The organism is Ensifer sp. ENS06, from assembly GCF_014852205.1.
Classification (GTDB): domain Bacteria; phylum Pseudomonadota; class Alphaproteobacteria; order Rhizobiales; family Rhizobiaceae; genus Ensifer; species Ensifer adhaerens.
The window spans coordinates 712,641-731,546 of the sequence record NZ_JACVBC010000003.1; the positions used below are offsets into that span (position 1 = coordinate 712,641).

18 protein-coding genes are annotated in these 18,906 nt (G+C 63.7%); 13 read left to right on the forward strand and 5 right to left on the reverse strand.

Translation table 11 applies throughout. The features are described from left to right. Positions 1 to 17: 17 nt before the first annotated feature. Positions 18 to 1,637 carry an ABC transporter substrate-binding protein gene (locus IB279_RS16775; protein ID WP_082566483.1) on the forward strand — a complete coding sequence of 540 codons (1,620 nt, stop codon included), beginning with the start codon at positions 18 to 20 and terminating at the stop codon, positions 1,635 to 1,637. Between the two features lie 361 nt (positions 1,638 to 1,998). Here the strand turns inward: IB279_RS16775 and IB279_RS16780 are convergent, their stop codons facing one another. Next, the gene (locus IB279_RS16780; protein ID WP_090301904.1) at positions 1,999 to 2,610 is read right to left on the reverse strand and encodes an outer membrane protein; all 612 of its coding nucleotides are present in this window, start codon (positions 2,608 to 2,610) and stop codon (positions 1,999 to 2,001) included. 97 nt (positions 2,611 to 2,707) lie between these two features. After that, on the reverse strand, positions 2,708 to 3,754 hold the full coding sequence (locus tag IB279_RS16785; protein ID WP_192339369.1) for an ATP-binding protein: 1,047 nt from the start codon (positions 3,752 to 3,754) through the stop codon (positions 2,708 to 2,710). Between the two features lie 506 nt (positions 3,755 to 4,260). On the opposite strand from IB279_RS16785, the gene IB279_RS16790 reads away from it, so the two are divergent. From IB279_RS16790 to IB279_RS16815, 6 genes are all read left to right on the forward strand, one after another. Beyond that, entirely contained in the window at positions 4,261 to 5,097 is an 837-nt protein-coding gene (locus tag IB279_RS16790) for a MurR/RpiR family transcriptional regulator (RefSeq protein WP_063891251.1), read from the forward strand. Positions 5,098 to 5,229: 132 nt separating this feature from the next. Then, positions 5,230 to 6,351 (forward strand): ABC transporter substrate-binding protein, encoded by a 1,122-nt coding sequence (locus IB279_RS16795; RefSeq protein WP_192339370.1) that lies wholly within the window; start codon positions 5,230 to 5,232, stop codon positions 6,349 to 6,351. A gap of 62 nt (positions 6,352 to 6,413) precedes the next feature. After that, on the forward strand, positions 6,414 to 8,159 hold the full coding sequence (locus IB279_RS16800) for an iron ABC transporter permease (protein ID WP_192339371.1): 1,746 nt from the start codon (positions 6,414 to 6,416) through the stop codon (positions 8,157 to 8,159). Next, complete coding sequence (locus IB279_RS16805) at positions 8,156 to 9,256, forward strand: ABC transporter ATP-binding protein (RefSeq protein WP_060584557.1); 1,101 nt, start codon at positions 8,156 to 8,158, stop codon at positions 9,254 to 9,256. The genes IB279_RS16800 and IB279_RS16805 overlap by 4 nt, the downstream gene beginning before the upstream one ends. Beyond that, positions 9,253 to 9,858, forward strand: a complete 606-nt coding sequence (locus IB279_RS16810) for a histidine phosphatase family protein (RefSeq protein ID WP_034801808.1) — start codon at positions 9,253 to 9,255, stop codon at positions 9,856 to 9,858. The genes IB279_RS16805 and IB279_RS16810 overlap by 4 nt, the downstream gene beginning before the upstream one ends. Positions 9,859 to 9,880: 22 nt before the next feature. Beyond that, positions 9,881 to 11,566: a Na/Pi cotransporter family protein gene (locus IB279_RS16815; protein ID WP_192339372.1), complete on the forward strand. Its 1,686-nt coding sequence runs from the start codon at positions 9,881 to 9,883 to the stop codon at positions 11,564 to 11,566. A 32-nt stretch (positions 11,567 to 11,598) separates the two neighbouring features. Here the strand turns inward: IB279_RS16815 and pcaQ are convergent, their stop codons facing one another. Further along, positions 11,599 to 12,525, reverse strand: coding sequence for a pca operon transcription factor PcaQ (gene pcaQ / locus IB279_RS16820; protein ID WP_090301924.1), 927 nt, complete (start codon positions 12,523 to 12,525; stop codon positions 11,599 to 11,601). Positions 12,526 to 12,618: 93 nt separating this feature from the next. On the opposite strand from pcaQ, the gene pcaD reads away from it, so the two are divergent. The 5 genes from pcaD (at position 12,619) to IB279_RS16845 (ending at position 16,365) form a co-directional block, all read left to right on the forward strand. Then, complete coding sequence (gene pcaD, locus IB279_RS16825) at positions 12,619 to 13,431, forward strand: 3-oxoadipate enol-lactonase (RefSeq protein WP_192339373.1); 813 nt, start codon at positions 12,619 to 12,621, stop codon at positions 13,429 to 13,431. Next, positions 13,424 to 13,828 carry a 4-carboxymuconolactone decarboxylase gene (gene pcaC, locus IB279_RS16830; protein ID WP_034801802.1) on the forward strand — a complete coding sequence of 135 codons (405 nt, stop codon included), beginning with the start codon at positions 13,424 to 13,426 and terminating at the stop codon, positions 13,826 to 13,828. Before pcaD ends, pcaC begins: the two co-directional genes overlap by 8 nt. A 12-nt stretch (positions 13,829 to 13,840) precedes the next feature. Then, a complete protein-coding gene (gene pcaH, locus IB279_RS16835; protein ID WP_034801800.1) occupies positions 13,841 to 14,590 on the forward strand; it encodes a protocatechuate 3,4-dioxygenase subunit beta in 750 nt (249 codons plus the stop codon). Then, a complete protein-coding gene (gene pcaG, locus IB279_RS16840) occupies positions 14,590 to 15,204 on the forward strand; it encodes a protocatechuate 3,4-dioxygenase subunit alpha (protein WP_192339374.1) in 615 nt (204 codons plus the stop codon). The genes pcaH and pcaG overlap by 1 nt, the downstream gene beginning before the upstream one ends. 105 nt (positions 15,205 to 15,309) lie before the next feature. Next, positions 15,310 to 16,365 carry a 3-carboxy-cis,cis-muconate cycloisomerase gene (locus IB279_RS16845; RefSeq protein ID WP_060520905.1) on the forward strand — a complete coding sequence of 352 codons (1,056 nt, stop codon included), beginning with the start codon at positions 15,310 to 15,312 and terminating at the stop codon, positions 16,363 to 16,365. Between the two features lie 21 nt (positions 16,366 to 16,386). Here the strand turns inward: IB279_RS16845 and IB279_RS16850 are convergent, their stop codons facing one another. Both IB279_RS16850 and IB279_RS16855 read right to left on the reverse strand, forming a co-directional pair. Further along, positions 16,387 to 17,124, reverse strand: coding sequence for a FadR/GntR family transcriptional regulator (locus IB279_RS16850; RefSeq protein ID WP_060529792.1), 738 nt, complete (start codon positions 17,122 to 17,124; stop codon positions 16,387 to 16,389). Between the two features lie 108 nt (positions 17,125 to 17,232). Beyond that, positions 17,233 to 18,021, reverse strand: a complete 789-nt coding sequence (locus IB279_RS16855) for an NAD(P)-dependent oxidoreductase (RefSeq protein WP_060529793.1) — start codon at positions 18,019 to 18,021, stop codon at positions 17,233 to 17,235. Positions 18,022 to 18,319: 298 nt separating this feature from the next. Here IB279_RS16855 and IB279_RS16860 point away from each other — a divergent pair. Further along, on the forward strand, positions 18,320 to 18,906 hold a 587-nt coding region (locus IB279_RS16860; RefSeq protein ID WP_192339375.1), incomplete at its 3' end, for a dihydrodipicolinate synthase family protein.

The window sequence follows — 18,906 nt, forward strand, 5'->3', positions numbered from 1 at the left end:
TTAGGGAGGACAGACCAATGAACGTGAAATTCGCGCGGACGCGCAACACCCTTGTAACGCTCTTCGCTGCCACCATGCTTTCAGGCGCCGCGCTGACGCCGGCCATGGCAAAGACGCTCGTCTATTGCTCGGAAGGCGCGCCGGAAGGCTTCGACGCGGCACTGTACTCGGCTAACAGCACCTGGGACGCGTCGGCCGAGACGGTCTATGACCGCCTCACAGAATTCGAGCCCGGCACCACGAATGTCGTCCCGGGCCTTGCCGAAAGCTGGACCATTTCCGCCGACAATCTCGAATACACGTTGAAACTGCGCGCGGGCGTGAAGTTCCAGACGACGGACGATTTCACGCCGACGCGTGATTTCAATGCAGACGACGTGCTCTTCACCTTCAACCGCCAGATGGACAAGGACGATCCGTGGCATAGCTATTTCGCCGGCGCGAACTGGGAAATGTTCAACGCGATGGAGATGCCGGCGGCGATCAAGGAGATCGTCAAGGTCGATGACAGGACCGTCAAGTTCGTACTGAACCAGCCGGATGCGTCACTGCCGTCGAAGCTCGCGCTGAACTTCGGCTCGATCGTGTCGAAGGAATATGCCGACAAGCTGGCGGCAGACGGGCGGCGCGAGGACCTCGATCGCAAGCCGGTCGGCACCGGACCGTTCCGCTTTGTCGATTACCAGCAGGACGCGGCGATCCGTTTTGCCGCCAATGCCGACTATTGGGATGGCGCGCCGAAGATCGACAATCTCATCTTCGCGATCACCACCGACCCGACCACCCGCATGCAGAAGCTTCAGGCGGGCGAATGCCACATCGCTCCGTATCCGGCACCGGCCGATATCGCCAAGCTAAAGGCAAATCCGGACCTCAACGTCATGGAGCAACCGGGCCTCAACGTTTCCTATCTGGCGATGAACACCCTGGTGGCGCCATTCGACAAGCTGGAGGTGCGCCGCGCCATCAACATGGCGATCGACCGCAAGGCGATCGTCGAGTCCGTCTATCAGGGCATGGGCCAGATGGCCAAGAGCGTCCTGCCGCCGACGATGTGGGGCTATAACGGCGGGATCGAGGGCTATGGCTACGATCCCGAAGCGGCCAAGAAGGTTCTCGACGAGGCCGGCGTCAAGGATCTGAAGATGAAGATCTGGGCAATGCCCGTCAGCCGCCCCTATATGCCGAATGCCCGCCGCGCCGCGGAACTGATGCAGGCGGATCTTGCCAAGGTCGGCATCGGTGTCGAGATCGTCTCCTACGAATGGGGCGAATACCTCAAGAAGTCGCGGGACAAGGCGCGCGACGGCGCCATCATCCTCGGCGGCACGAGCGACAATGGCGACCCCGACAACCTGCTCAGCTACTTCTTCAGCTGCTCAGGCGTCGGTGGCAGCAACAATGCCAACTGGTGCTACAAGCCGCTGGATGAGATCTTCCAGAAGGCCCGCGCCAGCTCGGACCAGGGCGAGCGGACGAAGCTCTACGAAGAGGCCCAGGCGATCATCAGCGATCAGGCGCCCTGGGTTCCGATCGCACATTCCACCGTCGTGCTGCCGATGTCGAAAAAGGTGAAGAACTACGTGATGGAGCCTCTGGGCTCGCATCGCTTCGACAAGGTCGACATCGAGGAGTAACTCACCCGATCCGGGCTGGGCGCGAGCTCGATTTTCTCGCGTGACTTAGGCGGGCGTTCGTCCCGTCCCCCCCGAGGCGCTGGAGATTTCACTCTCCAGTGGTCCCCGGGGGCGGGTGAACGACCGCGACAATGCCCGGCTGGCGGCGGCCAACGGCAGGGCGTTGATCGGCCTGTTCCAGTGACTACATCTTGCAACTCCCCAGTGTGGAGCGCAGCGGATAAAGAGCCGTGCGCCCTGTACGGAACCGCGGAATACCCGAAGCGAGGAAGTCTGCGCCTGCCGAGGCGCCGCCGGTTGGTGAAGTGTTGCTGCTCGCCCGACCGGTGCTAGGGGGACAGTAGAACCGGGCGTGTCGAGATCAGAAGCGGAAGTTCAGGCCCGTCTTGATCGCGTGATTGACCAGATTGTTCGAGCCCTTCACGCCACCGATCGTGGAGTCCACGCCGTTGAAGCGGGTCTGAGTATATTCGACCTTGCCGGAGATGTTTTCGGTAAATCCCATCTCTGCGCCCGCACCATAGGTCCAGCCCGTGTGCCAGCGATCGCGTGAGGTTACGGTGCCCTTGCCCTCGAAGCGGGCGGTGGTGACGCCCACCGTGCCGTAGAGCAACACGTTGTCGAGTGCGTAGCCCGCCTTGGCCCTGGCCGTACCGCTCCAGGTCTGCTGCAAGGCGCCGCCTTTGCCAACCTGGTACTGTAAGCCGCCGGCGCGCGCCGCCTCGATCTCACCACCGACCACGAAATCGCCGAACTGTTGATTGTAGCCGACCTGGACGCCGCCGTTGATCTTGTTCTTGCTGCCCTTCCGGTTCGAGGAGCCGGTGCCGATGTGGCCGCCCGCATAGGCCCCCGTCCAACGATCCACATTGGCAAAGTCGACGCCCGAATTGTTGAAATCAGCGGCCTGTGCGGTCGAAGCGGTTGCGGCAACGGTCAGAGCAAGCGCGGCCGTCTTGAAGTTGAGTGTCATCGATCGTTTCCTTTATTGTCGCGGGCCGGTCCGGCCCGTTCAATGCGATCGGTTTGCCTCATCTGCTTGCAGGTTTCGCGCAGAGTTCATCCGGTTTTCATGGAGAGAGTACGCTTTGCGAGCCTCTGCTCCCGCAGTCTGTCGGCAAGGCGATTTCGAAGGTCATGCCGCCGAACTCGTTTCGCTTCGCGCTGGCCGAACCTCCATGGGCCTCGGCGATCGCGCGAACCACCGACAGGCCGAGACCGCTGCCGCCGCTCGCCCGGGATCGGGAGTCATCCGCGCGCCAGAACCGATCAAACGCGTGCTCGATGTCGACGTCGGACATACCAGGGCCGGAATCCTGGCATTGGAAGATTGCCTCCGAACCTCTCATCTTCGCCACGATGGAGAGCCGGCTTCCGGACGCATAGCGGGTGGCATTGTGCATGATCGCAAGCAAGGCCTGTCGCACTTTGCCGCGATCAAGCATCATCGGCGCCCGACTGAGGTTGAGCGATACCGGCATCCCGGCCTTCTCGAACTCGCCGAGCATCGCGGCTACGGCGGTCTCGACCTCTTCGCCCATGTCGCCTGGCTCCAACCGGAGCTCCAGCCGCCCTACATTCGAGAGCGCCAGGATGCGGAGGTCCTCGACGATGCCGGTCAGGTGATCGATCTGACCGATCAAGCCATCGTAAAGCTCAGTGGTTGGCTTGAAGACGCCGTCGCGCATTCCCTGCAGGCGGCCCCGCAGCACCGTCAGCGGCGTTCGCAGCTCATGGGCAATGGCGTTGTTCTGGTACTGCAACTCCTTCTCTGCGTTCTCCAGCAGTTCAGCCATCCGGTTGAAATGGTCGATCACATCGTCGACCTCCCCCAGTCGTCTTGATCGAACGGGCACGCGGGTGGAGAAATTTCCCATCGCGATCGCCTTTGCGGCATCGCGGATGAGCACCAGTGCGTTCACGATCCGGTGGCTGAGGCGACCGCCGATGATCGCAGCGATGATGAGGCTGACGATGAGCACTGCGGCCATAACCAGGAGCTCGAACAGGGTGACCGGCTCGAGGACCGCGTCGGGGTGCGTCAGATAGAGGACGTACATGTAAATGAACGATCCCGACGTCAGCACCCCAATGGTGGCCGTCACCGCCAGAAACATGTGTTTCGTCAGAAGCCAGCTGAAGCCTCCGATCGCCCATTCCCGTTTCCTGGGACGGCTGCCCGGGGTTGGGCCGAAGGTAAGGTCTGTCGTTTGGGGATCGCTCATGGTGGTTCTCGGAGTTTCTCTGCAATCAGCGGTGCAACCGGCAGGCACAGGATTCGTTGAGGCCGTGTGTGGGTTGCGTGGAGAGAGCGCCGAATTCGGAGGAGCAATCGTTCGAGGGACTGAGCTTGTCCGGCGCAATCACGGCCGGCGGCATCGGTTTGCGGTGCTTTGCAAAGAATCTGTTGGGCAAATGCACAGGTTGCGGGTTGTCCTGCATGGAGCACGCACAGGTAGGTTTGTTGGGGCGTCTAGCCGGTAACCTGCAGGGCCGGGACCCCATCTACAGACAGGAGGCATCACCCATTGCAGACCCTTGCAAAGATTCTTGCATTGCCATTATTGACGGCACGGAAAATTGCAGGAACGATGGATCCTGCAAATGAACTTGCGGGGACGTCATGACGATACTCGATCGCATTAAGACGCATTCCAGGCGGCTTACCGATGCGGATCAGAAGCTGATCACCACCATGCTGGAAAACCGGGCGGAGGCCGCGTTCCTGTCGGGCCCGCAGCTTTCCCAGCGCGCCTCCGTTCATGAGGCCACCGCCACCCGGCTGGCGCAGAAGCTCGGCTACAAGGGCTTTCCGGACCTTCGCGCGCAGCTGCAGCGCGAGGTGCTGGACGATCAGGACGCGGCCAACCGCATGCGCCGCTCGGTCTCGAAGGTCGAGCATGGCGACTACCTGACCGATCTGATTGCGGCCGAGATCAGCGCGCTCGAAACGCTCGCCCGGTCCGTCGAGCAGACGGATATCGACAGGGCCGCGGACATGATTTTTTCCGCACGTCGCGTCTTCATCTTCGGGCAGGGGCATGCGCAATCCGTGGCCGGCTTCCTGCAGCGTCGCCTCGATCGCTTCGGCATGACCACGATCCAGCTGACGGGGCGCGGCCGGGACATCGCCGAGCGCTTGGTCAGCATGGAGGCAGGCGACCTCATCGTGGCGCTTGCCTTTCGCAAACAGCCGCAAAGCTACGCCCCGCTGATGCGGCATGCGACACGGGTCGGTGCGCCCTCGATCCTCGTTTCCGATCTGGTCGGGCCGCTGATGGAGCCCGCTGCCGATCTGATGCTTGCAGCGCCGAGGGGACGCTCGGGCAGCGAATTTCAGACACCGACGATCCCGTTTGCGATCGTCAACGCCATCGTGCTGACGATCGCCGGCCGCCACCAGGGGCAGGTGATCGGCAGGCTGGAGAAGCTGTCGGAGTTGTTCAACGACTTCGACTAGGAGCGCCTGCGTTCACAGGAACGCACAAGGGACGTTCTAATACTTTGATTCTAGAGCATCTTTCCGCCCCGCAAGTGATCCCACTTGAAGGCAGAATGCTCTAGCGGGGAACTATAAAGGGAGGAGAACGAAATGCTGAAAAAACTGTCCAGTGCCGCACTTGCCGCATGCTTTGCACTGCCATCCTTGACGATGGCGTCCGATCTCGACGGGCTGATGCCGCAGCAACTGCTGCCGCTCGCACAGAAGGAGGGAAGCGTTACAGTCTTCTCGCTTTCGAGCCGCATAGCCAAGATCGAGAAGGCCTTCGAAGAGACCTATCCGGGCATCGACCTCATCGGCCTCGACATGAGTTCGACCAAGCAGATCGCGCGTGTCGAAGCGGAGCAACAGGCCGGTGTGCATGCTGTCGACGTGCTCTATATTGCCGACACGCCTGTCGTGTTCACCAAGCTTCTGGAGGGGAAGCGGATCGTGAACTATGTGCCGCCGCGGGTCGCGAACGAACTGGAGGATCGCTACAAGGCGCCGCTCCTGACCCAGCGCCTCTCGACGAAGGTGCTGATGTACAACGAGAAGGCGTTTCCTGATGGTTCGCCCGTCAGCAATCTCTGGCAGCTCACCCAGCCGGAATGGCAGGGAAGGGTGCTGATGGTCGATCCGAGCCAGCGTGGCGAACTGCTCGATCTCCTGACCGAGATCGCGCTGCATCCGAACGAAATGGCCGCCGCCTACAAGGCGCATTTCGGCAAGGATATCGAAGTTGAAGGTGATCTTCAGGGCGCCGGTGAGCAGTTCATCAAGGACCTCTTCGCCAACGACCTGATCCTGGTTCCCAACAGCGACGTGCTCAACAAGTCGGTGGGTGACGTCAACGCCAAGAGCCCGCCGGTCGGTTTCGGCACCTATTCCGACCGTCGTGACAACGAGAAGGAGGGCTGGGCGCTGCAGATCGCCAACAATGTCGAGCCGGCCAACGGCATCCTGTTTCCGGCGGTACTGACGGTCGCCGACAAGGCGCCGCATCCGGCGGCCGCTCGGTTGCTGATCGACTTCATGTTCGGCGACGATACGCCGACCGGCGGGGCGGGCTTCGAGCCCTTCAACGTTCCCGGCGACTACGCGACCCGCAAGACCATCGCCCACCATCCGGACTCGGTGAAGCTCGATGACTTAAAGGCCTGGACGATCGACCCGGCAAAGACGGCCGCCGCGCGCGGGCGCATTGCCGACCTGATCATCACGCTCCAGTAACGGAAACCGTCTGTCGGCACGCTCTTCCAAAAACGCGTGCCGACAGACGCCGAGGCTCTGACATGACATCCCTATCGATATCCGCACCATCGGGCAGCCGGCTGCTCCGATCGGGCTTCCTCTTGCCGGCAATTCTCGTCGCCATCGTCGCGATCCTGGTCGTCGCTCCGCTCTTGCGCATCCTCTTCACGACGCTGACGCCTGAGGGCATGGCGGCCTGGAAGGCCGTGCTCGCCAGCCCGCTCTCGGCCAACCTCTGGTGGCGGCCGCTCCTCAATACCATGATCCTCGGTTTCAGCGTCGGCGCCGGCTGCCTGCTCATCGGCGGCTTCCTTGCCTGGCTTGTGGTGCTGACGGACGTGCCGGGCCGCCGCTTCCTCGGCCTGATGGCGTCGCTGCCCTACATGATCCCGAGCTTTGCCGCAGCCCTTGCCTGGGGCACGCTGTTTCGCAACTCGCGTCTCGGCGGTTCGGCCGGCTTCTTCGAGACCAGCGGCCTTGCCATTCCCGACTGGCTCGCCTGGGGGCTCATCCCGACGGCGATCGTGCTGATCGCGCACTATTATTCGCTCGCCTATACGATCATCGCCGCGGCCTTGAGTTCGGTCGGCGCCGATCTCGTCGAGGCAGGCCAGATGGCCGGCGCCAAGCGCCCGCGCATCTTCTTCGGCATCATCCTGCCGGTGGTCACGCCGGCGCTGATTGCCGCGGCATCGCTGACCTTCGCCGGTGCCGTCGCCAATTTCGCGGCACCCGCTTTGCTCGGCCTGCCGGTGCGGATGCAGACGCTTTCTACCCGTCTCTTCGGCATGATCGAGACCGGGCAGAACGAACGCGGCTTCGTGCTTGCGCTGCTGCTCATTGCAGTGTCGGCACTGTTCCTGTGGCTCTCCGATCGTATCGTCTCCGGTCGCAAGGCCTTCATCACGGTGACCGGCAAAGGCGGGCGGACCAAACGCTTCCCGCTTGGCGCCTGGCGCTGGCCACTCTTTGCCATCGCCGTCATCATCGGGTTTCTGACCACGGTGCTGCCGGTCTTCGTGCTGGCCGCGTCGAGCCTGGCACCGCAGAGCGGCGCGCTGTTTTCCAACTGGACGCTGCACTTCTGGATCGGCGAAGGTGGCGGCGAGATGGCGCAGGGGCAGGCGGGTATCTTCCGCAATCCGGTGCTGATCGACGCGATCTGGAACACGATCCGTCTCGGGCTGGTCGTCGCCTTCACCACGATGCTGCTCGGTCTTGGGCTGGCCTATACCATCGTCCAGCGCCGCGGCAGCCTGCTCGCGACGCTGCTGAGCCAGCTTGCTTTCCTGCCGCTTCTGGTGCCGAGCATCGCCTTTGCCGCGGCCTATATCGCGCTCTTCGGCGCGCCGATCGGGCCGCTGCCTTCGCTCTACGGCACCTTCGCCCTGCTGGTCATCGCGGCATCGGCGCACAATCTGCCCTTTGCCGTGCAGTCGGGGCGGTCGGTGCTGGGCCAGATCTCCGCCGACATCGAGGAAAGCGCCCGGCTGACGGGTGCGGGACTGATCCGTCGCCTGTTCGCGATCATCTTTCCCCTCGCGATCCGGGGCCTCTTTGCCGGCGCGATCCTCGTCTTCGTCAAGATGGTGCGGGATCTCTCGCTGGTCGTGCTGCTGTTCACCGCCACCTCGCCGGTCTTGAGCATGGTCGCCTATCGCTATGCTGCGGAAGGCTTCCTGCAGTTCGCCAATGCCATCACCCTCGTCATCCTCGTCGTCTGCCTGGCTGCCTCCTTCGTGGCCCACAGCCTGCAGAACCGTGTCCAGAAATGGAAAGCACCATGAATGCTTTAGCAACCGGCACTGCGGACGCCATCAAGATCCGCAGCCTCGTCAAACGCTTTGGCGCCTTTACCGCCGTCAAGGACGTCAACATCTCGGTACCGGCGGGGTCCTTTCTCGTGCTCGTCGGCCCCTCGGGTTGCGGCAAGTCGACCCTTCTGCGCATGCTGGCCGGGCTTGAAAGCCCGAGCGAAGGCGAAATCGCCTTCGTCGGGCAGACCGTATCGAGCGGCGCGGGCGGCGTCATTGCCGACGCCGGCAAGCGCAACGCCGGGCTCGTGTTCCAGAGCTATGCGCTCTGGCCGCACATGACGGTCGCCGGCAACATCGCCTGGCCGCTGAAGGTCGCCAGATGGCCGCGCGACAAGCGCGAGCAGCGTGTGCGGGAAGTGCTTTCGCTTCTCGGCATCGACACGCTTGCCGAACGGTATCCGGCCGAGATCTCCGGCGGCCAGCAGCAGCGCGTGGCGATCGCCCGCACGATCGCGCCACAGCCGAGCATTCTTTTGTTCGACGAGCCGCTGTCGAACCTCGATGCCAAGCTGCGCATCGAGATGCGCAGCGAGCTGATGCGCATCCACCGGGCGACGGGGGCGACATCGGTCTACGTCACGCACGACCAGGTCGAGGCGATGACCATGGCGACCCATGTCGCCGTGCTCAACAACGGCCGCGTCGAACAGTTTGGCAAGCCGATCGATCTCCTGCGCAATCCGCAGACCACCTTCGTTGCGACCTTCCTCGGCACGCCGCCGGCAAACCTGATACCGGTGCACCGCGCCGGCGACGGCCTCGTCTTCGGCGATATGGTGCTCGCGCCGGCTTCCGTGGCGGCCGGCCGCGACGATGCGCAACTGCTCTACCGTGCCGAAGACGTCAGCGTCGGCGCGGTCGCCGGAGCACCGTCGCTTATGGCCCGCTTTGCCGAAGCAGCACCGATCGCGGGGCGAACCATGGTGACCGCCATGGTCGGCGACCTGCGCGTTACGGCCATGGCCGACAGCTACTTCACCGCCACACCGGGGGAGCCGATCCCCCTTTCCTTCATTCGCACCCCCGATGCGGTTTTCGCCGCCACCGGAGAAAGGATCCAACAATGAGGCTCATCCTCATGCGCCACGGCGAAACCCAGTGGAACGCCGAACAACGCCTTCAGGGACAGGACAACTCGCTCCTGTCCGAGCGTGGGGTCGCGCAGGTGAGGCGGTTCCGCCCCTACGCCAAGGCGTTGAAGCCGGTTCGCATTATCGCCTCCGATCTCGGCCGCACCCGGCAGACGGTCGCCCTCATCGGTCACCCGGACGCGCCGACCGACGAGCGCTTCCGCGAATTGGACATGGGCGAATGGACGGGACGGCGCAAGCCGGATCTGATCGCCGAGCGGCCGGAAGAATATGCCGCATGGCGCGCCGGTACGTTCACGCCGGCCAACGGCGAAACCTGGGGCGCATTTCGCGGCCGCGTGGCCGAAGGTGTGCATGACTGGATGTCGCGCACCGAAGGGGACCTGCTCGTGGTTGCCCATGGTGGCGTGGTGCGCGCCGCCTGCCACGAATTCCTCGATCTTCCCCCGTCGCGCGTCGTCCCCGTCACGCCGGGGACGGCGACCATCCTGCATTTCCCGCGGCGCGGCAGCATGACCGCGCAGCTGGAGGGCTACAACATCGGATCTGTCGCACCCGACGACTTCGTCGCCGACTGATACTTGCGGCGAGGGGCATGAGATGAACTCCGGAACATTCGTTATCCTGGAACTTCTGGGCGGCGTGGCGCTGCTTCTGTGGGGCGTTCGCATGGTGCGCACTGGCGTCATGCGCGGCTGGGGCGACCGGCTGCAGCGCTTTGTCGAAGAACGCCTGTCGAACCGGCTTACCGCCTTCGGTGGCGGGGTCCTTGCGACCGCCGTGCTCGGCAGCGCCACGGCCATGGCGCTGATCGTTGCCGGGCTTGCGGGCGCAGGTGCGATTTCGGCCCAGACCGGGCTCGCCGTCCTGCTTGGGGCGGATATCGGCTCCGCGCTCGTCTCCGGCCTCTTTGCCTCCGGCTCGTCGCTTGCCGGCGTGCTCGCTCCGCTGTTTCTCCTGACCGGATACATCGCATTCAGCGTGTCCGGCGAATTCCGACCGCGTAACGCCGGCCGCATCCTGATGGGCCTCGGGCTGATGCTGATGGCCTTGAAGGTGGTCGTGTCGGCGACCGCGCCACTGCGCGAAGCCACGCTTTTCCACGATGTCCTGCAGGCGGTCGCGACGGAGCCCGTGCTTGGCTTCCTCGTCGGTGCAATGCTTGCATGGCTGTTCCACTCGACGCTTGCCGTCATCCTGCTCGTCGCCTCGCTCCTGATGAACGGCAGCCTCGAAGTCGCCGGCGCCATCCCGCTTATCCTCGGGATCAATTTCGGCGGCGGACTTCCGGCGGTCAGCGCCACGCTCGACCAGCCGCCATCCGCCCGCAAGCTGCCGGTCGCCAATCTCTTCTGCCGCGGGCTTCTGGCGGTGTCGCTGCTGCCCTTCGCGCGGCAGATCGTCGATATTGCCGGCCGTCTACCCACCGATCCGTTGCATGTCGCGGTCGGTCTTCACGTCACCTTCAACCTGGTCGTTGCGGCCGTGTTCCTGCCGCTGTCGTCGTTCGTCGTGAACCTTGTGGAACGGCTTGTCCCGCCAGCGCCGGTCGTTGGCGATCCCTTGACGTCTCCGCGCTATCTCGACAGCATGTCGCTGGAGACGCCGGCAATCGCGCTCAGCAATGCAACGACCGAAACGATCCGCATGAGCGAATTGCTGGAGCGCATGTTCCGGATGGCGCTGACGTCGTTACAGGCCGGCAGGCTCGAAAATCTGAAGGAACTGCTGCCCGTGGATGCACGGCTCGGCAATTACATGGCGTCGGTGCACGCCTATCTCGGACAATTGACACAGGACGGGTTGCCGGCCGGAGAGACGAGCAGAGCCCATGAGATCATGTTGTTTGCGAGCAATCTCGAACATGCGGGCGACGTCATCAAGCTAAGCCTTGCCGATCGCATCAGGGCGAAAATCAAGCAGAACATCCAGTTCACCGTCAGCCAGCGTGCGGCGATCGAGGCGCTCTCGGAGGTGATCGTGGCCTCGTTGCGATTGTTGCCTGCGGCCCTCTCCTCCCGCGACGTCGCGGCCGCATCGCGGCTCGCGGCCCAAAAGGACCGCTTCCGTGAACTCGAAGATGAAATCGTGCGCCGGCATCTCGGCGGCGAGCATGTGGAGACGGCGGCCGGTGCGAGAGACAATGCCCTCTTCATCGACCTCGTGCGCGACCTCCACCGGATCAATTCCGATATCGCAGCCGCCGGTTATCCGCTGGTGCAGGCCGCAGGCCTGTTGAGCAGCAGCCGAATTCTCAACGTCGGAGCGGTTGCCGGTGCGAGATGATCGCAAAGGCGATGTCGATCGGCCAGGCGCTGCTAGAGCTTGGCTGAGACCGCTGTCGCCGCCTCTCGGATAGTCTGCATCAGCAGAGAAAGGGCGAGCGGCGGCACCGCGTCGGCGCGCATGGTCAGGCCAACAGGACCTTTCGTTTCGCTTGTGTCGATCGGCAGGATTGCGATCGTGCCATCGTCGACATCGGCGGCGACGACGCCGGCGGAGATGATCCAGATCGCATCGCTCGCCCGCACGAAGGCCCGGCCGAAGGCGTCGGACACGGTCTCGATCTGGTTCGGCAGACTGGCAATGCCATTTGTGATCAGGAAGCGCTCGACGAAGGGGCGGATGATCGAGGCGCGTGTCGGCATCAGGACCGGGAAGTCGGCGAGCCGCGCAAAGGTGGCATGGGCGCCGGCAAGCAGCGGATGTCCGGCCCTGACGGCAAAGACCACCTGTTCCGAGTAGAGATGCTCGAAGGAAAAGCCGGTCATCTTTTCCGGTGCCGCAAGCCGCCCGACGACCAGATCGAGATCGCCGACGCGCAGTTGTTCGAGGAGGACTGCATTCTCGCCTGTGACGATCTTGATGCGGGCGCCGGTCTCCTCCTTGAGAAACAGCGTCATGGCATGCGGCATGATCCGCGTCGAGACGGTCGGCAGCGCTCCGATGCGGACCGGAACGCCGTCGCCGGACCGTTCCTGCGAGACGGAATCGAGCCCCTGCCGAAGCGCCGTCAGCGCCGCACCGGCGTGGCGCAGGAACACCTCGCCGTAGCGCGTTATCTTGATGCCGCGCCCGTCGCGCTCGAAGACCGCGACGCCAAGCACCTCTTCGAGTTCGCGGATCGTCTTGGTCACGGCCGGCTGGCTGACATGCAGCAGCTCGGCCGCCTTCATCACGCTCTTCTGCCGGGAGACCTCGACAAATGTCTGTAGATGGCGAAACTTGACCCGGGCGTCGATCATGGAATTCATAACCCTCAAGTTAATGAAATGCCATGAAATATCATTTTACCTAACCAGATTAAATATCCAATTTGGTGGCGGAGGAGAGAGCCCGTGCAGTTTGCCCGTATCAACGACATTACGATCCACTATCAGGTGATCGGCGCCACCGGCGACCGGCCGGTGCTGGTTTTCGCCAATTCGCTCGGCACGGATTTTCGCATCTGGCGCGATGTCATCGTCCGTCTTGCCGGCGATTTTGCCATCGTCCTCTACGACAAACGCGGCCATGGCCTCTCGGATATCGGGCCCACACTCTATGCGATCGAGGACCATGCGAACGACCTTGCCGGCCTGCTCGACATGCTCTCGGTCAAGCAGGCGATCATCTGCGGCCTCTCGGTCGGCGGCCTGATTGCGCAGTCGCTCTACCAGCGACGGCCCGATCTGGTGCGGGCGCTCGTCCTTTGCGACACGGCGCACAAGATCGGCACGGCCGAGACCTGGGCCGCACGCATCGCGGCGGTAGAGGAACACGGCATCGAGGCGATTGCCGATAGCGTGCTCGAGCGCTGGTTCACGCCGGCGTTTCGCCGCCCGGAAAACATCGCCTATGCCGGCTATCGCAACATGCTCGTCCGTCAGCCTGTAACCGGATACGTCGCCACCTGCGCCGCCATCCGCGACGCCGACTATACCGAGGCGGCAGCCCGCATCGCCGTGCCGACGCTTTGCGTCGTCGGCGATCAGGACGGCTCGACGCCGCCGGATGTCGTGCTTGCCACCGCCCGCCTCATTCCCGGTGCGCGCTACGAAGTCATCCGCGATGCCGGTCACATTCCCTGCGTCGAAAACCCGGAAGCCTTGACCGCGGTGCTTCGCGCCTTCTTCGAAATTGCAATGCATGGAGACAGGACCCATGAGTGACGCTTCTGCGCCCTCCGACCGCTATCGCCAGGGCATGGCCACGCGCCGTGCGGTGCTCGGCGACAATCACGTGGATCGGACGCAGTCGGTTTCCACCGAATTCGACCGCCCCTTCCAGGAGCTGATCACCGAAGCGGCGTGGGGCCATGTCTGGTCGCGGCCGACCTGGACGAAGCGTGAGCGCTCGATCGTGACGATCGCGTTGCTCGCCGCCCTCGGCCAGGACGACGAGGTTGCCATGCATGTGCGGGCGACCGCCAATACCGGTGCGACCCGCGAGGATATCTGCGAGGCGCTGCTGCACGTGGCGATCTATGCCGGCGTGCCGGCGGCCAACCACGCGATCAAGATCGCCAAGCAGGTCTTTGCCGAGATCGATGCCGGCACGGCGGCCTGACGGGAGGAAGCGATGTCCGACAGAACCAATGGAAAGCCGGAGACGGGCGCCTTTTTCCCACGCGACCGTGGATGGCATGCGCCGGCGCTGACGCCGGGCTACAAGACCTCGGTGCTGCGCTCGCCTCAAAAGGCGCTGCTTTCACTCGACGGCACGATTTCCGAAATTACCGGCCCGGTCTTCGGGCACTCGGTCATCGGCGAACGCGACAACGACCTCATCCACAATTTCGCCAAGCCCGGTGAGAGCGCCATTGGCGAGCGCATCATCGTGCATGGCCGCGTGCTCGACGAGCGTGGCCGCGCCGTGCCTGGGGCGCTGCTCGAATTCTGGCAGGCCAATGCCGGCGGCCGCTACCGCCACAAGAAGGAAAGTTATCTCGCGCCGCTCGATCCGAACTTCGGCGGCTGCGGCCGCACGATCACTGACGCGGAAGGGGGCTACGCTTTCCGGACGATCAAGCCCGGTCCCTATCCCTGGCCGAACGGCGTCAACGACTGGCGTCCGGCGCATATCCATTTCTCGGTCTTCGGCCATGGTTTCGCGCAGCGGCTGATCACCCAGATGTATTTCGAGGGCGACCCGATGATCTGGAAGTGTCCGATCGTCAACACCATCCCGGACCGCCAGGCCGTAGAACAATTGATCGCCCCGCTCGACTGGGCAAACACCATTCCCTTCGACGCACGGGCCTACAAGTTCGATATCGTGCTGCGGGGACGCCGCTCGACACTGTTCGAGAACCGGCTGGAGGGCAACTGATGGTTCAGCAACTCGGCTACCTCAAGGAGACGCCCTCGCAAACGGCCGGGCCCTACGTGCATATCGGCCTCACCCCGAACTTCTGCGGCATCACCGGCGTCTACGAGGCTGACCTCGGATCGCGGATGGTGAACGCTGAGACGCGTGGCGAGCGCATTACTATCACCGGACGGGTGATCGACGGCGCCGGCGCGCCGTTGAAAGACGCACTCGTCGAGATCTGGCAGGCGGATGCCGCCGGGCTCTACAATTCGCCGACCGAGATACGCGGTGCTGCGGACGCAAACTTCACCGGCTGGGGGCGCTGCGCAACGGGCGCCGAAGACGGGGTCTTTTCCTTCGAGACCATCAAGCCGGGGCAGGTTCCCTACAGCCACGACCGGAAAATGGCGCCGCACATCACCTTCTGGATCGTCGCGCGGGGCATCAACATAGGCCTTCACACCCGAATGTATTTCCCGGACGAGGCGGCAGCCAACGCTGCCGATCCGCTGCTTGCGCGCATCGAACATCGCCATCGCGTCGCGACGCTTGTCGCGACCGGAACGGCGCCTAATTATGTCTTCGACATTCACCTGCAGGGTGAGACGGAAACGGTCTTCCTCGACATCTGAACAGGAATGTCACGCCTGGACATGGAGTGCCGCATGGGCGGCATTCAGGGCAGCAGGTGGCATTTCGTTCGGCGAGCCGCATCCGCGACCAGAAACGGGGAAATCATGACCTATTCCGCCTTCGACCACCCTTATCTTTCCGGGTTGCTGGGGGATGAGGCGGTTGCCGCCGAGTTCTCGGCTTCCGCCGATATCCATGCGATGCTCGCCTTCGAGGCGGCGCTTGCGCGGGCCGAAGCCGTGCACGGCATCATTCCGGCCAAGGCTGCCGACCGGATCACCGAGGCGTGCCGCGCCTTTTCGCCCGACGTCAGCGCGCTGAGGCGGGCCGTGGCGGCCGACGGGGTGGTGGTTCCGGAACTCGTGCGACAGTTGCGATTGATCGTCGGCGGCGAGGCGGCAGACTATGTGCATTACGGCGCCACCAGCCAGGATGTCATCGACACCAGCCTGATGCTCAGGATGAAGGCGGTGGCCGAGCTTTTCGCCGTCCGGCTCGGCAACATCGTCACGGTGCTCGAGGAGTGCGACAACGAATGGGGCGAGCGCGGACTGATGGGGCGCACCCGTATGCAGGCGGCGATCCCGATCACCGTGTCGGACCGGCTGCGCAGCTGGATCGAGCCGCTGCTCGATCACAAGGACCGGCTGGAAGCCATGGATCGCGATCTCTTCGCCGTCCAGTTCGGCGGCGCCGCCGGGACGCTGGAGAAGCTCGGTGACCGGGCGGACGACGTGCGCGCGACGCTTGCCGAAGAACTCGATCTCGCCGACTTTCCGCAATGGCACAGCCAGCGCTCGGAGGTGGCGGACTTTGCCAATGCCCTGTCGCTGGTCACGGGCAGCCTCGGCAAGTTCGGCCAGGACATCGCCTTGATGGCGCAGCAGGGCGACGAGATCGAGCTTGCGGGTGGCGGCGGATCCTCGGCAATGCCGCACAAGCAGAACCCGGTGGCAGCCGAAGTTCTGGTGGCGCTCGCGCGGTTCAACGCGACCCAGCTTTCCGGCATGCACCATGCGCTGATCCACGAACAGGAGCGTTCCGGCGCCGCCTGGACGCTGGAATGGCTGATCATGCCGCAGATGGCTGGTGCGACGGCGGCAGCGCTTCGTCTGGCTGGCGAACTCGTGGGCAACATACGCCGGCTTGGCCGCGCCTGAGCGGGCTGGTGACGCGATCCCTCAGCGGGCCGCGCGCAACATCGAGCGGTAGCGCACCTGGCTGTTCTTGAGGTGCTGGCGCATGGCGCTGCGCGCCTGCTCCTCGTCTCCATCCTGGATGGCGATGAGGATCGCCTCGTGCTCGGCGATCAATCGCGACAGCTCCGCAGACGCCAGCACGGTTTCCTCGCCGCTCTCCGAAACCGCTCGGCGGGGAATGAGCGCCGTGCCGAGCATCTGCAGGAACTCGCTGAAGCGCGGGTTGTTGGTCGCCTGGGCGATCGCCAGATGGAAGTTGAAGTCGGCCTCCGCCGTCGGCCGCCCCTGCGCGGCGCTCTCGCAGAAACTGTCGAACGCTTCGGCGATCTTTTCTTCCTGGGCCGGCGAACGGCGAAGGGCGGCAAGCGCTGCGGCATCGCCCTCGACGGCGGTCCTCAGTTCCAGCATTTCGATCAGCGAAGAGACGCGCGCAAGATCGATGCCGTGGAACGGCAGCGGGGTCGAAGGCGCAGGCTCCAGCACAAAGACACCGATACCGTGCCGCGCCTCGACAAGCCCGCCGGAGCGCAGCGCCGCGATCGCTTCGCGCACGACCGTGCGGCTCACGCCGAATTCCTGCGTCAGCTGCGCTTCCGAAGGCAGGCGGTCGCCAGGCTTGTAATGCCCGGCGCCGATCTGGCCGCTGAGGGCGTCCGTTACCTTGGCCACCAGCGTCTTGCCTTGAGAGGCGGGGGGGTCGGAGGCGGTGACGTTGCTCATGGGAATGGCCGTTTCTGCGACTTGGGTGCTTTGTGTCTGGATACGCCATTGCCGATCAAGGGCGCAATCCATGGCTGGCTGCAATGCGCGGGAACCAAGGGTGATGTCTCAATAAATCGGATCATCGACGAAGGCGCCGCCCTGATAGCGCACGAGAGAGTCGCCCGGCTGCGGCGTGGGGGTGTTTTCGGCGACTTTCTGACGGAAAACTTCGGCATTGTCCTTCGGGCGCCAGCCGAGCCAGGAAACATGCGAATTGTCCCACCAGCCGGCGTCGTTGGCCGAGGCGCCCCAGATGACCGGGCAACCGAGAACCGGCACACGGAAGACGGCCTCCGTCAAGGATACGAAGTCGTCATGGGAAAACCAGGTGGAGAGCATGCGATAGTTGACGGGCTCGGGCAGGCAGGAGCCGATGCGGACCAGGGCGGTCTCCTGGCCGAACTTCTCGAAATACATGCGCGCCAGCGCTTCGCCGAAGCACTTCGACACGCCGTAGAGCCCGTCGGGCCGGTAGGGCGCGTTCGGGCCGAGCCGTTCGCCTTGCGGATAGTAGCCGATCGTGTGGTTGGTGCTGGCAAAGAGGATGCGCGGCTTGTTGTTGGCGCGCGCCGCCTCATAGAGATTGTAGAGGCCGAGAATATTGCCGTCGAGGATTTCCGAGAACGGACGTTCAACCGAAATGCCGCCCAGATGCACGATCGCATCGCATCCGACGACAAGCTCGTTGACGGCGCGCCGGTCGGCCAGGTCGCACTGAACGCATTCCTCGTTTTCACCCGGCGGATCGAGCGGCGCGCGATCTGCTAGACGGATCGTCCTTGCCAATGGCGCCAGCCTTTCGCGCATGACGCGGCCCAATTGCCCCGCCGCGCCGGTGATCAGAAGTCGTTCCATCGCCTGTCCCCCCAAGCCGGTGCAGGCGCTCACCGCGATCGATGCGCCCACATATCATATGATATCCGCTAACATATAATACATCTCTATTGCAATGCTTTCGCGATGAGGCGATTTTGGTAAGGAGCGATCTCTTGGCGGCGTTTGGCGCCGAATTTCGGCCTTATGGCGTCACGTCGCTTTCGAAGTACAAAGGCGACCCACAGATCTTATATGATGACTTGTATTACGACATATTGACATGTGTGTGATGACTTGCTTAGTAGGCGCGTCGAGTTTTAGGGAGGACCCGCACGAAATGAACCCTGAGCAGATCAAGGCCGCGCTTGGATCGGGCCTGCTTTCGTTCCCGGTGACGCATTTCGATGCGGAGGGTCGGTTTGCGCCGGACAGCTATCGGGCGCATGTCGAGTGGCTGGCCGGCTACAAGGCGCCGGTTCTGTTTGCGGCCGGTGGCACCGGCGAGTTCTTTTCGCTGAAGCCGGACGAGATCCCCGGCATCGTCAGGGCCGCCAAGGACGTTTCCGGCGACACGGCGATCGTATCGGGCTGCGGCTATGGCACGGAGATGGCGGTCGACATCGCTCGTTCGGTCGAGCGCGTCGGTGCCGACGGCATCCTGCTTCTGCCGCACTATCTGATCGATGCGCCGCAGGAAGGGCTTTATGCCCATGTGAAGAAGATCTGCCAGTCGGTCGGCATCGGCGTCATGGTCTATAATCGCGACAACGCGGTGCTGCAGGCCGATACGCTTGCCCGGCTGTGCGACGAATGCCCGAACCTGATCGGCTTCAAGGATGGCACCGGCGACATCGGGCTGGTGCGCCAGGTCACCGCCAAGATGGGCGACCGGCTGATGTATCTCGGCGGCATGCCGACGGCGGA

Coding starts and splice junctions, on each gene's coding strand:
- IB279_RS16805 (WP_060584557.1), top strand. CDS start 8,156: ATGAATGCTTTAGCAACCGGCACTGCGGACGCCATCAAGATCCGCAGC.
- IB279_RS16800 (WP_192339371.1), top strand. CDS start 6,414: ATGACATCCCTATCGATATCCGCACCATCGGGCAGCCGGCTGCTCCGA.
- IB279_RS16850 (WP_060529792.1), bottom strand. CDS start 17,124: ATGAGCAACGTCACCGCCTCCGACCCCCCCGCCTCTCAAGGCAAGACG.
- pcaC (WP_034801802.1), top strand. CDS start 13,424: ATGAGTGACGCTTCTGCGCCCTCCGACCGCTATCGCCAGGGCATGGCC.
- IB279_RS16790 (WP_063891251.1), top strand. CDS start 4,261: ATGACGATACTCGATCGCATTAAGACGCATTCCAGGCGGCTTACCGAT.
- IB279_RS16810 (WP_034801808.1), top strand. CDS start 9,253: ATGAGGCTCATCCTCATGCGCCACGGCGAAACCCAGTGGAACGCCGAA.
- IB279_RS16795 (WP_192339370.1), top strand. CDS start 5,230: ATGCTGAAAAAACTGTCCAGTGCCGCACTTGCCGCATGCTTTGCACTG.
- IB279_RS16780 (WP_090301904.1), bottom strand. CDS start 2,610: ATGACACTCAACTTCAAGACGGCCGCGCTTGCTCTGACCGTTGCCGCA.
- IB279_RS16815 (WP_192339372.1), top strand. CDS start 9,881: ATGAACTCCGGAACATTCGTTATCCTGGAACTTCTGGGCGGCGTGGCG.
- IB279_RS16845 (WP_060520905.1), top strand. CDS start 15,310: ATGACCTATTCCGCCTTCGACCACCCTTATCTTTCCGGGTTGCTGGGG.
- IB279_RS16775 (WP_082566483.1), top strand. CDS start 18: ATGAACGTGAAATTCGCGCGGACGCGCAACACCCTTGTAACGCTCTTC.
- pcaQ (WP_090301924.1), bottom strand. CDS start 12,525: ATGATCGACGCCCGGGTCAAGTTTCGCCATCTACAGACATTTGTCGAG.
- IB279_RS16855 (WP_060529793.1), bottom strand. CDS start 18,021: ATGGAACGACTTCTGATCACCGGCGCGGCGGGGCAATTGGGCCGCGTC.
- pcaG (WP_192339374.1), top strand. CDS start 14,590: ATGGTTCAGCAACTCGGCTACCTCAAGGAGACGCCCTCGCAAACGGCC.
- pcaH (WP_034801800.1), top strand. CDS start 13,841: ATGTCCGACAGAACCAATGGAAAGCCGGAGACGGGCGCCTTTTTCCCA.
- IB279_RS16785 (WP_192339369.1), bottom strand. CDS start 3,754: ATGTTTCTGGCGGTGACGGCCACCATTGGGGTGCTGACGTCGGGATCG.